At 68.3% G+C, this 11,849-nt stretch carries 14 protein-coding genes; 11 read left to right on the forward strand and 3 right to left on the reverse strand.

Annotated elements, in window-relative coordinates; translation table 11 throughout:
- Window positions 1-172 precede the first annotated feature (172 nt).
- Together AC27IO_RS14640 and AC27IO_RS14645 are read right to left on the reverse strand one after the other, a co-directional pair.
- Entirely contained in the window at window positions 173-853 is a 681-nt protein-coding gene (locus AC27IO_RS14640; protein WP_498739389.1) for a DUF2848 domain-containing protein, read from the reverse strand.
- A gap of 26 nt (window positions 854-879) precedes the next feature.
- The gene (locus tag AC27IO_RS14645) at window positions 880-1,554 is read right to left on the reverse strand and encodes a GntR family transcriptional regulator (RefSeq protein WP_284429458.1); all 675 of its coding nucleotides are present in this window, start codon (window positions 1,552-1,554) and stop codon (window positions 880-882) included.
- A gap of 160 nt (window positions 1,555-1,714) precedes the next feature.
- Here AC27IO_RS14645 and tldD point away from each other — a divergent pair, with 160 nt between their 5' ends.
- From tldD to AC27IO_RS14665, 4 genes are all read left to right on the forward strand, one after another.
- A complete protein-coding gene (tldD, locus tag AC27IO_RS14650) occupies window positions 1,715-3,175 on the forward strand; it encodes a metalloprotease TldD (RefSeq protein ID WP_284405293.1) in 1,461 nt (486 codons plus the stop codon).
- Between the two features lie 40 nt (window positions 3,176-3,215).
- Window positions 3,216-3,761: a hypothetical protein gene (locus tag AC27IO_RS14655; protein WP_498739390.1), complete on the forward strand. Its 546-nt coding sequence runs from the start codon at window positions 3,216-3,218 to the stop codon at window positions 3,759-3,761.
- 258 nt (window positions 3,762-4,019) lie between these two features.
- Complete coding sequence (locus AC27IO_RS14660) at window positions 4,020-5,141, forward strand: 3-deoxy-7-phosphoheptulonate synthase (protein ID WP_284425835.1); 1,122 nt, start codon at window positions 4,020-4,022, stop codon at window positions 5,139-5,141.
- 107 nt (window positions 5,142-5,248) lie between these two features.
- The gene (locus AC27IO_RS14665) at window positions 5,249-5,560 is read left to right on the forward strand and encodes a hypothetical protein (protein WP_284393083.1); all 312 of its coding nucleotides are present in this window, start codon (window positions 5,249-5,251) and stop codon (window positions 5,558-5,560) included.
- 97 nt (window positions 5,561-5,657) lie between these two features.
- Here the strand turns inward: AC27IO_RS14665 and mpl are convergent, their stop codons facing one another.
- On the reverse strand, window positions 5,658-7,067 hold the full coding sequence (gene mpl, locus AC27IO_RS14670; RefSeq protein WP_498739393.1) for a UDP-N-acetylmuramate:L-alanyl-gamma-D-glutamyl-meso-diaminopimelate ligase: 1,410 nt from the start codon (window positions 7,065-7,067) through the stop codon (window positions 5,658-5,660).
- A 188-nt stretch (window positions 7,068-7,255) separates the two neighbouring features.
- Here mpl and AC27IO_RS14675 point away from each other — a divergent pair, with 188 nt between their 5' ends.
- From AC27IO_RS14675 to AC27IO_RS14705, 7 genes are all read left to right on the forward strand, one after another.
- On the forward strand, window positions 7,256-7,852 hold the full coding sequence (locus tag AC27IO_RS14675) for a hypothetical protein (protein WP_498739394.1): 597 nt from the start codon (window positions 7,256-7,258) through the stop codon (window positions 7,850-7,852).
- Window positions 7,849-8,469, forward strand: a complete 621-nt coding sequence (locus AC27IO_RS14680; protein ID WP_498739396.1) for a TlpA disulfide reductase family protein — start codon at window positions 7,849-7,851, stop codon at window positions 8,467-8,469. The genes AC27IO_RS14675 and AC27IO_RS14680 overlap by 4 nt, the downstream gene beginning before the upstream one ends.
- A 109-nt stretch (window positions 8,470-8,578) precedes the next feature.
- A complete protein-coding gene (accB, locus tag AC27IO_RS14685) occupies window positions 8,579-9,028 on the forward strand; it encodes an acetyl-CoA carboxylase biotin carboxyl carrier protein (protein WP_272567273.1) in 450 nt (149 codons plus the stop codon).
- 7 nt (window positions 9,029-9,035) lie between these two features.
- Window positions 9,036-9,212, forward strand: a complete 177-nt coding sequence (locus tag AC27IO_RS14690) for a hypothetical protein (RefSeq protein ID WP_272567275.1) — start codon at window positions 9,036-9,038, stop codon at window positions 9,210-9,212.
- On the forward strand, window positions 9,205-10,554 hold the full coding sequence (accC, locus tag AC27IO_RS14695) for an acetyl-CoA carboxylase biotin carboxylase subunit (protein WP_284393093.1): 1,350 nt from the start codon (window positions 9,205-9,207) through the stop codon (window positions 10,552-10,554). Before AC27IO_RS14690 ends, accC begins: the two co-directional genes overlap by 8 nt.
- A gap of 79 nt (window positions 10,555-10,633) precedes the next feature.
- Window positions 10,634-11,536, forward strand: coding sequence for a 50S ribosomal protein L11 methyltransferase (gene prmA / locus AC27IO_RS14700; protein ID WP_272567280.1), 903 nt, complete (start codon window positions 10,634-10,636; stop codon window positions 11,534-11,536).
- 58 nt (window positions 11,537-11,594) lie between these two features.
- Window positions 11,595-11,849: zinc-ribbon domain-containing protein (locus AC27IO_RS14705; RefSeq protein ID WP_498739399.1), on the forward strand; the 255-nt coding region annotated here is incomplete at its 3' end.

The following is an 11,849-nucleotide window of genomic DNA, read 5'->3' on the forward strand; positions in this document are numbered from 1 at the left end:
CTGCAGCGCGGCCTCGGCTTCGACCTCGCCCACATAGGCGTGCCCGCCCGCCGCGCGGTGCGTGGCGATGCGCGCGAGCGCGCCTCGACCAGCGCCACGCTGGTGGTGTCGCCCCGGGCCAGGGCCTCGGCTTGTTCGCGGACGGTGGGGTGGCGGGTGGTGGCGAGGGCATTCATCGGGCGATCTCCAGGGCTTGGGTGGCGTAGTGGTGGTGCAGGCTGCGGTTCAGAACGGGGTCGTGCAATTCCAGCTCGAAGGCCTCGCCCCAGCCGAGTTCGCCGATCACCGCATGGGTACCGCAGAACATGGCCGTGTGGGCCGACAGGCCGCCTGCCGCATTCCATTTTTGCATCAGCTCGGCGGGGGGCAGGAGGCGGGCCAGGGCGCCTTCCTGGTACAGCGCGCGCACGCCGTCGCGGGTGCGCCAGCAGCGGGTGACCAGCTGGTCCCAGTGGCCCTGTACCTCCGACAGTTTCCATAGGGTGCGGCCCACGGGCTTGGCGCACATTTGCTTGGACACCGTGACGTCGTAGGCCTCGACGGTGCGGTCCGTGTGGTCCGAGCCGATGCCCACGAGCACGCCGTGCGCCTCGCTGGCCAGCAGCACGCATTCCACCTCGCCGCTGGAGTCATGGCCCGGAACCTGCACCGCGCTGCCCGTGTCGAGCAGCTGGCTGGCCACGCGGTAGAAGGTGGGCACCGTGGAGGGCGGCTTGACGCCGATCGCGGCCAGTTCGGCGATGTGGTGGTCCACCGCCGCGCGGTCGCGGCCGGTCCAGCCGGCGATGACGAGGTGGCGGATGTCCAGGGTGACCGGCCCGTGGCCGGCGAGATCGAAGGTGTGCTGGGGCATGGTGGGAGGCGAAAAGGGCGGAAGGATCAAAGTGCGCGGGTGATCGCGCGGCGGAAATCGTCGATGTGGCGCTGCATCGCGGCGGCGGCGGCATCGGGGTCGTGGCGCTCGAGCGCGGCCAGGATGTCCTGGTGCTCGTCGTGGATGCGCACGCTGTGCCCGGCCTCCGAGAGCGTCAGGAACCAAAAGCGCGCCTGCTGTTCGTGCAGCCGGCGCAGCAGGTCGGCCAGGACGGTGTTGCGGGCGGCGGCCGAGATCGCGCTGTGAAAGCGCAGGTCCAGCGCCATCAGCGCAGGCACGTCATGTGCGGCCAGGAGTGCCGGAGCCTCGCCCAGCAGGTGGCGCATGGCGGCCAGTTCAGCGGGCCGGACCCGCTCGGCCGCCAGGCGCACGCACAGGGTCTCGTTGCAGGCGCGCACCTCGATCATGTCCAGCACCTCGTCCAGCGACAGCGGCGCCACCACGATGCCCTTGCGCGGCAGGATGGTCACGAGTCCTTCCATCTCCAGCCGGTGCAGCGCCTGGTGGATGGGCGTGCGGCCCAGGCCGAGCAGCGTGCCCAGCGCGCCTTCGTTGATCTGCGCGCCGGGTGCCAGCTCGCAGGCAATGATGCGGCGCTTGATGTCGGCGTAGGCCTGCTCGCGCAACTGGGCGCCGCCGCCGGGTGCGGCAGGAAGGGAGGGCTGGGGCAGAACGGGCATCGGGGCGGGTGGGCGGGGTCGGTGAAATGCAATGATATATCAGTGAAATATCACAGAGTCTGCCTGGCCATGGCCGATTCGCGCCGGCATGGCCGCGCCGCCGGGTGGGATGCTCGCAAAGCGCCATGCCGGCGGGCACCAAGGCTTCTAGAATCCGCCCATGATCTCCCGCGAACCCACCATCGAACGCCTGTCCGTCGCCCGCCGCCTGCTCCTGGAGCCTTTCGGCCTCGACGAAACCCATCTGGCGCGCGCGCTCGCCGACATCCGGGCCCATCAGGTGGACGATGCCGACCTGTATTTCCAATACACGCGCAGCGAGGGCTGGAGCCTGGAAGAAGGCATCGTCAAGACCGGTTCGTTCAGCATCGACCAGGGCGTCGGGGTGCGGGCCGTGAGCGGCGAGAAGACGGCTTTCGCCTATTCCGACGACATCTCCGAGGCCTCCCTGCTCGATGCCGCCCGCACCGTCCGGGCGATTTCGGCGGCCTCGCAGGAGAAGCGGGCGAAGATCTCGCTCAAGAAGATCTCCGCCAGCCGCTCGCTCTATCCCGGAACCGATCCCATCGCTTCGCTGGACAGCACGGCCAAGGTGGCGCTGCTGGAAAAGGTGGAGCAGCAGGCCCGCGCCAAGGACCCGCGCGTGGCCCAGGTGATGGCGGGCCTGGCCAGCGAATACGACGTGGTCTTGGTGGCGCGCTCCGACGGCACGCTGGCCGCCGACGTGCGCCCGCTGGTGCGCCTGTCGGTCACCGTGATCGCCGAGCAGGCCGGCCGCCGCGAGGTGGGTTCGGCCGGCGGGGGCGGGCGCTTCGGTCTGGCCTATTTCGACGATGCGCAGATCACCCGGTACGTCGACGAGGCCGTGAACGCCGCCCTCGTCAATCTGGAGTCGCGCCCTGCGCCCGCGGGCGAGATGACCGTGGTGCTCGGCCCCGGGTGGCCCGGCGTGCTGCTGCACGAGGCCGTGGGCCACGGGCTGGAGGGCGATTTCAACCGCAAGGGTTCGAGCGCCTTCAGCGGCCGCATCGGCCAGCGCGTGGCGGCCAAGGGCGTGACGGTGCTGGACGACGGCACCCTGGCCGACCGCCGCGGCTCGCTCAACGTGGATGACGAAGGCCACGCCAGCCAGCGCAACGTGCTCATCGAGGACGGCATCCTCAAGGGCTACATCCAGGATTCGATGAACGCGCGCCTGTCGGGCGTGGCGCCCACCGGCAACGGCCGGCGCGAGAGCTACGCGCACATTCCCATGCCGCGCATGACCAACACCTACATGCTGGGCGGCGACAAGGACCCGGCGGAGATCGTGGCGAGCATGAAGCGCGGCCTCTACGCCACCAACTTCGGCGGCGGCCAGGTGGACATCACCAGCGGCAAGTTCGTGTTCTCGGCCAGCGAGGCGTATTGGGTCGAGAATGGCAAGATCCTGTACCCGGTCAAGGGCGCGACCATCGTCGGCAGCGGTCCGGAATCCCTCAAGAAGGTGACCCTCATCGGCAACGACATGGCGCTCGACAGCGGCGTGGGCACCTGCGGCAAGGAAGGCCAGAGCGTGCCGGTCGGCGTGGGGCAGCCCACGCTGCGCATCGATGGCCTGACGGTCGGCGGCACCGCATAAAGCCCCGGGCGGCGACGGACCTTCCAGGCGTGCACCCACCATGCCTGACCCGTCGTCCAGCCAGCTGCTGAACACCGCACAGTCGTTCGGCGATGTGAGCCGGCTGCTGCGCGAAGGCGTGGCCGACGAGGAGTCCCGCCAGTTCCGCGATGCGCTGACGTCGCTGTCCGCGCTCATCGAAGATGCCGCGCACCTGCGCCGCGCCTGCGCCGATCCCTCCGCCATCTTCTGGAGCCTCGAGCACCTGAAGCGCGCCGCGCGCGAGCACCAGTTCTTTCTCACCGGGCTGGGCTCCGCCTGGCATGCGCTCTACGAGCTGGGGGCCTACCAGCAGGCCCTGAAAGACCTGCGCGATGCCATCGAGATCTGGCACCAGGCACTGACCCGCCAAAGCCGCAGCGAGCCGGCCTGCTTCGATGCGTTCGAGCGCCTGGCCTGGCGCACCCTGGGCGAGGCAATGCTGGTCATCGACATGTACGAGCAGGGCGGGGCGATGCTCAGCGAGCCTTCTCCAGAGCCCGCCGCGGCCCGGCGGCGCCCGATGCTGGCGCGCCTGCGCCGCTGGTTGTCGGGGCGCGGGCGATGAAAGCGCGGCACCCCGCTTGTGGCAGCGCTGCAACGCGCCGGGGATGTTGCGGCGCAAAAATCGGTGTTACATTGCCACCGATGCAAGTGCGTAGCGCGTTTTATTTTTGGTTTTACTTCTCTGTCCCAGGCGGATGAGAGGTCAGCGCGCAACCACCCGAGCACCCCTCCTCTAGAAACCGCCGAAGCTGAAAAGCCCGGCGGTTTTTTGTTTTTCCGCTCCCCCTTTTTTTCCGATCCAACCCACGAGGACGCAACCATGACGGCCACTGCCAACCCCACCAGCGATGCCTGGTACCGCGACGTCGAGAAGACCAGCCAGACCGACGACGAACGTATCAAGGACATCACCGTGTTGCCCCCTCCAGAACATCTGATCCGCTTCTTCCCCATCCGGGGAACGGCGGTGGAATCCCTGATCACGCGCACGCGGCGCGGTATCCAGGACATCATGGCGGGCCGGGACGACCGGCTGCTGGTGGTGATCGGCCCCTGCTCCATCCACGACCCGGCCGCCGCGCTGGACTACGCGCGGCGCCTGAAGGCGGTGCGCGAGCAGTACGCCGACACGCTGGAGATCGTGATGCGTGTGTACTTCGAGAAGCCCCGCACCACGGTGGGCTGGAAGGGGCTGATCAACGATCCGTACCTGGACGAGAGCTACCGCATCGACGAAGGCCTGCGCATCGCGCGCCAGCTGCTCATCGACATCAACCGCATGGGCGTGCCGGCCGGCAGCGAGTTCCTGGACGTGATCTCGCCCCAGTACATCGGCGACCTCATCAGCTGGGGCGCCATCGGCGCGCGCACCACCGAAAGCCAGGTGCACCGCGAACTGGCCTCGGGCCTGTCGGCGCCCATCGGCTTCAAGAACGGCACGGACGGCAACATCCGCATCGCCACCGACGCGATCCAGTCCGCCAGCCGCGGCCACCACTTCCTGTCGGTGCACAAGAACGGGCAGGTGGCCATCGTCAACACGCAGGGCAATCCCGACTGCCACGTGATCCTGCGCGGCGGCAAGGCGCCCAACTACGACGCGGCCAGCGTCGCCGCGGCCTGCCAGGACCTGGAGGCCGCCAAGCTGCCCGCCACGCTGATGGTGGATTGCAGCCATGCCAACAGCAGCAAGCAGCACGAAAAGCAGCGCGACGTGGCGCGCGAGATCGGCGCGCAGATCGCGGGCGGCTCGCGCTGCGTGTTCGGCGTGATGATCGAGAGCCACCTGACCGCCGGTGCCCAGAAATTCACGCCGGGCAAGGACCAGCCGGGCGCCCTGGAGTACGGCAAGAGCATCACCGACGCCTGCCTGGGCTGGGACGATTCGCTGTCGGCGCTGGCCGACCTGTCGGCAGCCGTGGCCGCCCGCCGCGCCCGCTGAAAAACCAGGGGCCGGGGCAGCGGCGTGCGATGTAAGCTCGATGGCCCCGCCGCGGGCATCGGCTTGCGTGGCCGCCCTTGGCCCCACCTCAACCAGGAAAACAATCCATGCGCAGAGAAGTCTCGATCACCCTGGCGCCGGGCCAGGAATTCCGTTTCGACCTGGAAGGCTCGCAGCCTTTGAGCAATGAAGACGCCCGCCGCTGGCTGGACGAGGCGTTCATCAGCCTGGAGTGCGAGCCCCTGCGGGCCAGCGGCAAGGTGCTGCTGGCCGACAAGGTGCTCACGGTGGCACAGGCTGCCGGGGCCCCGCTGCTAGCCGACGCGCAATGGGGCCGGCAGTTCGCCGAAGCCGCCAGCGCCGCACTGGCCCGACCGATCGTGCGGGTGGATGTCCCGGCCATGGCCGTGACGTATTGAAGAGGAAACGGTGAGCGGCAGGGCTGCTCAGGGCCGCCCTCGCTGCGCCATCAGCCGAATTGGCCTCCAGCGCATATTTTTCTAGGGCATATAGCTATTATTTCGATAGCGAATCGATGAGCTTGCCATGGATGCCGCCGAAGCTGCCATTGCTCATGCACACGATGTGATCGCCCGGCCGGGCCGCCTGGGTGATCTGTCCGATCAGCGTGCCGATGTCCGCCGCCGTCCGGGCCTTGTCGCCCAGCGGCGCGAGCACCTGGGCCGCGTCCCAGTCCAGGCCGGCGGTGTGGCAGAACGCCAGGTCGGCCGGCTCCAGCGCCCAGGGCAGCTGCGATTTCATGGTGCCCAGCTTCATGGTGTTGCTGCGCGGCTCGAACGCCGCGAGGATGCGCGCCGCCGGGCCCACGCTGCGGCGCAGTCCGTCCAGCGTGGTGCGCAGGGCGGTCGGGTGGTGGGCGAAGTCGTCGTACACCGCGATGCCGCGCACGGTGCCGCGCAGTTCCATGCGCCGCTTCACGTTCTGGAACCGCGCCAGCGCACGGCCGGCCTCTGTCGGCGCCACGCCCACGTGGTGGGCGGCGGCGATCGCGGCCAGCGCATTCAACTGGTTGTGCACACCGGTCAGCGCCCATTCCACGCGGGCCACGGTCCGGCCCTGGTGGAGCACATCGAAGGCGTGCGGTTCGCCCTGGGCCGTGAAGTCGCTCACCAGCGCGCCGAAGCTCGCCACCTCGCTCCAGCAGCCGGCATGCAGCACGCGGGCCAGGCTTTCCTCCAGCCCGTTGACCACCACGCGGCCCGAGGGCGGCACGGTGCGCACCAGGTGGTGGAACTGCCGCTCGATGGCCGGCAGGTCGTCGAAGATGTCCGCGTGGTCGAATTCCAGGTTGTTCAGCACCGCGGTGCGGGGGCGGTAGTGCACGAACTTGCTGCGCTTGTCGAAGAACGCGGTGTCGTATTCGTCCGCCTCGATCACGAACACGGGCGCATCGCCCGCCACGCCCGGGCCGGCCACCGGACGGCGCGCGGCGCCCAGCCGGGCCGACACGCCGAAATCCAGCGGCACGCCGCCTACCAGGAAGCCGGGCTGCAGGCCTGCGCATTCCAGAACCCAGGCCAGCATCGACGTGGTGGTCGTCTTGCCGTGGGTGCCCGCCACGGCCAGCACGTGCCGGCCCTGCAGCACGTGCTCGGCAAGCCACTGGGGGCCGCTGGTGTAGGTGGCGCCGGCGTCGAGGATGGCCTCCATCAGGGGGAATTTCGGCGTGCCGTCGGGCAGGCGCGCCCGGCTGACCACGTTGCCGATCACGAACACATCGGGCGCCAGCGCCATCTGGTCCGCGCCGTAGCCTTCGATCAGTTCGATCCCCAAGGCGCGCAACTGGTCGCTCATCGGGGGGTACACGCCGGCGTCGCAGCCGGTGACCTTGTGGCCCGCTTCGCGCGCCAGTGCCGCCAGGCCCCCCATGAACGTGCCGCAGATGCCCAGAATGTGAATATGCATGGGCGCAGATTCTAAGGTTCCAGGGCTGCAGGGCCGCCCGCGCAGATCCCTCTTGCCTCGATAGCTACATTTTCAATAGCAAGGTCCACGATGGGGCGCACCATGCCCCTGCCGGATGCGGGCGTTTTCCCGGGCCGCCTTCTTGCATTGAGGCCACAATGGACCCTTCCCCCCACCCGATCGCCGCCATGCCAAACGCCCTCGCCACCGAGATCGCCAACGCCGCGGCCCGCATGGTCGTCGAAGAAGGCCTGGAATGGGGCCCGGCCAAACGCCGGGCCGTTCGCCAACTGGGCCTGCCCAGCCGCACACCGCTGCCCGACAACGATCTGGTCGAGGACGCCGTGCGCGAGTACATCGGCCTGTTCTGTGCCGACACCCAGCCCCAGGAATTGCTCGCGCTGCGGCAGCTGGCGCTGATCTGGATGGAGCGCATGCAGACGTTTCGCCCGCACCTGGGCGGAGCGGTGTGGCATGGCACGGCGACCCGGCTGTCCGACATTTATCTGCAGTTGTTCTGCGACGACTGCAAATCCGCCGAGATCGCGCTGATCGACCACCATGTGGACTACGAGCCGCGCACCGTCACCGGCTTCCATGGCGAGTCGGTCGAGGCGTTGAGCCTCTCCAGCCATTCGCCGGTGCTGGGCGAGATGATCGGCGTGCACCTTTTGATCTATGACCTGGATGACCTGCGCGGCGCATTGCGCCCCGATGCGCGGGGCCGGGCACCGCGCGGAGACATTCGCGCCTTGCGCAAGCTGTTGGAAAGCCCTCCCGAATGAATGTGTCACCGCCCTCCGATACGGGCACCCCTTTGTCCCCACCCGCCACCCGCCCGGCCCCCGAGGCCGGGTCCGATGCTGCGCCCCAGGCTTCGCGTCGCAGGCTGATGGCGTATGCCGGCGTGGCCGCCGCCGCCGGGCTGGGCGGCGCAGGGCTGGCGTGGTGGCGGTTCCAGCCGCACGCGGTGCTGTCCGGCGCCGAAGACGCCCTGTGGGCACAACAGTTCGAGGCGCCCTCGGGCGGCGAGCCTGTGGCGATGGCGCGTTTTCGCGGCAAGCCGCTCCTGGTGAACTTCTGGGCCACGTGGTGCCCGCCCTGCGTGGACGAACTGCCGCTTTTGAATGCCTTCTACCGGAAACACGCTGCCAAAGGCTGGCAAGTCGTGGGCCTGGCGATCGACCAGCCCTCGTCCGTGCGGCAGTTCCTGGGACGCCTGCCGCTGGATTTCCCGGTGGGACTGGCGGGGCTTTCGGGCACCGAACTGGGCCGTTCGCTGGGCAATCTCACCGGAGGCCTGCCTTTCAGCGTGGTGATGGGCGCAGATGGCAGCATCGTGCACCGTAAAATGGGCCAGGTCACTGCAGAAGACCTCACCCAATGGGCTTCCTTGGGATAGCGCTCTGCAATCCACCGCGAAGATCAATGAATTTGCGTCCAAATGCCGGCCATAGGTCGAATTTAGGGTAAATTCGCGCCCTATTTTGTTTTTTGGCGTTGGAGTTCCCATGGATTTGCGAAAACTCAAGACCTTGATCGACCTCGTGTCCGAGTCGAATGTGTCAGAACTCGAGATCACCGAGGCAGAAGGCAAGGTCCGCATCGTCAAGAGCGGCGGTGCGGTGGTCCAGCAATATGTGGCCGCACCCGCCCAGCAGGCCCCGGCCCCCGCAGCGGCGGCCGCAGCCCCCGTGGCCGAGTTGCCTGCACCGGCCGCCCCGACCGGCCACATCGTGAAATCGCCCATGGTGGGCACGTTCTACCGCGCTTCCAGCCCGGGCGCCAAGTCGTTCGTCGAGGTGGGCAGCCAGGTCAAGGAAGGCGAAACGATCTGCATCATCGAGGCCATGAAGATCCTCAACGAGATCGAGGCCGACAAGTCCGGCACCGTCACCCGCATCCTGGGGGAGAACGGCCAAGCGGTGGAATACGGTCAGCCCCTGTTCGTGATCGAATAAATTGCGCATGTCTTCCTCGGTCCTTGTCGGGCGCGCCGGCCTCGTTGCCGGGCGCCAGGGAACGTCCATGTTTCAGAAAATCCTCGTCGCCGGTGCCGGCCGTCTTGCCCCGGGCAAGGCCACGCCAACCGCACTCGCATGCGCCCGCGCATGGGTGATGAGCCGCGAAGAAACCTATGTTTAAGAAAATCCTCGTTGCCAATCGCGGCGAAATCGCATTGCGCATCCAGCGCGCCTGCCGTGAACTCGGCGTCAAGGCCGTCATGGTGTATTCCGAGGCGGATCGCGATGCCAAGTACGTGAAGCTGGCCGAAGAGGCGGTGTGCATCGGCCCCGCGCCCTCGCCGCTGTCCTACCTCAACATGCCCGCCATCATCTCGGCCGCCGAGGTGACCGATGCGGAGGCCATTCACCCCGGCTACGGCTTCCTGTCCGAGAACGCCGACTTCGCCGAGCGGGTGGAAAAGAGCGGCTTCCAGTTCATCGGCCCCACGCCCGAGTCGATCCGCACCATGGGCGACAAGGTCTCGGCCAAGCAGGCCATGATCCGCGCGGGCGTGCCCTGCGTGCCGGGCTCCGAAGGCGAGCTGCCGGAAGACCCGGTGCAGATCCGCCGCATCGCCAAGGCGGTGGGCTATCCCGTCATCATCAAGGCCGCGGGCGGTGGCGGCGGGCGCGGCATGCGCGTGGTGCACACCGAGGCGGCGCTCGTCAACGCGGTGCAGATGACCAAGGCCGAGGCCGGCGCGGCGTTCGGCAATCCGGCCGTGTACATGGAGAAGTTCCTCCAGAACCCGCGCCACATCGAGATCCAGATCCTCGCGGACAAGCACCGCAATGCGGTCTATCTGGGCGAGCGCGACTGCTCCATGCAGCGCCGCCACCAGAAGGTGATCGAAGAGGCGCCGGCGCCGGGCATCCCGCGCAAGCTGATCGAGAAGATCGGCGAGCGTTGCGTGGCCGCCTGCAAGAAGATCGGCTACCGCGGTGCGGGCACGTTCGAGTTCCTGTATGAGAACGGCGAGTTCTACTTCATCGAGATGAACACCCGCGTGCAGGTGGAGCACCCGGTGACCGAATGGATCACGGGCGTGGACATCGTGAAGACGCAGATCATGGTCGCCGCCGGCGAGAAGCTGCCCTTCACCCAGCGCCAGATCGAAATCCGCGGCCACGCCATCGAATGCCGCGTGAACGCCGAGGACCCGTACAAGTTCATCCCCTCGCCAGGCCGCATCACCATGTGGCATGCGCCGGGCGGCCCGGGCGTGCGCGTGGATTCGCACGCCTACACCAACTACTACGTGCCTCCTAACTACGACTCGATGATCGGCAAGATCATCGTGCACGGCGACACGCGCGAGCAGGCGCTGGCCCGCATGCGCACGGCGCTGTCCGAGACCGTGATCGAGGGCATCAACACCAACGTGCCGCTGCACCGCGAGCTGATGGTGGACGCCAAGTTCGTGGCGGGCGGCACCAACATCCATTACCTGGAAGAGTGGCTGTCGCAGCACAAGCGCTGAGATCGCCGCGCGTGGTGGTTTTGCATGCTGGCACCTGGCAACGGGTGCCAGCATTTTCGTTTTCTCCCGGAGGTCTCCCATGTTTGAGCTGAGCCTGATGTGCCCCGAAGACCGGGTCGAGTCCCTGAGCGATGCGCTCGATGCGCTGCAGGCGCTGAGCGTGTCGGTCGAGGATGCCGACGCGCAGACCGATGCCGAGCAGGCGCTGTTCGGCGAGCCCGGCATGCCGCCGCCCAAGGACGGCTGGCAGCGCAGCCGGGTGGTGGCGCTGTTCCAGAACGAAGCCGAAGCGCAGGAGGCGCGGGCCCTGCTGGAGGTGCAGGACTTCTTCGAGGGCTGCCGCGTGCTGGGCGTGGCCACCGTGCCCGAGCAGGACTGGGTGCGCCTCACGCAATCACAGTTCGCGCCGGTGGACATCACGCCGGATTTCTGGATCGTGCCCACTTGGCACGAGCTGCCGGCCCAGGCCACGCGCAGCATCCGGCTCGATCCCGGACTGGCATTCGGCACCGGCACGCACCCCACGACGCGCATGTGCCTGCGGTGGATCGCGGCGAACGGCGCGCCGCACGGCGCCAGCGGCAACCCGCTGGGCCGCGTACTCGACTATGGCTGCGGCTCCGGCATCCTGGCCATCGGCGCCGCCAAGTTCGGTGCGACGGATGTCGATGCCGTGGACATCGATCCGGCGGCCGTGGAGTCCACGCGGCTGAACGCCGAGGCCAACGGCGTGGCGCTGAAGGCCGGCCTGCCCGACCAGGCCAGCGGCACCTACCAGACGGTGCTGGCCAACATCCTCGCCACGCCCCTCAAGGTGCTGGCGCCGCTGCTGTGCGCGCATGTGGCGGCGGGCGGCCATCTGGTGCTGGCCGGCATCCTGGAGCGCCAGGCCGACGAGCTGAAAGAGGCCTATGCGCCGTGGCTGCCCCTGGAGGTGGCCGACACGCAGGAGGGCTGGATCCTGATGGTGGCTGCGCGTTGATGGGCAGGGCCGTGCCGCCCTCCGGGCGGGCATGGCGCCCACCTACAATCCCGAGCCGATGAGCCAGATCACACGCTGCCCCGCCTGCGGCACGACCTTCAAGGTCGTCGCGGACCAGTTGCGCATCTCCGATGGGTGGGTGCGGTGCGGGCAGTGCAAGGAGGTCTTCGATGCGGCGGCCCATCTGGTGCGCTCGGCGTCGCAGGACCTGCTGCCGGAAATGGCCATTCCCGAAGCTCCGCGCGCGGCCGTGCGGCCGCCGGCGCCTGCCGAACGGGGCCTGGGGGGGCTGGCGCGGCGAGCGTGCCCCCAA

It is taken from the genome of Acidovorax sp. KNOB132, from assembly GCF_057541515.1.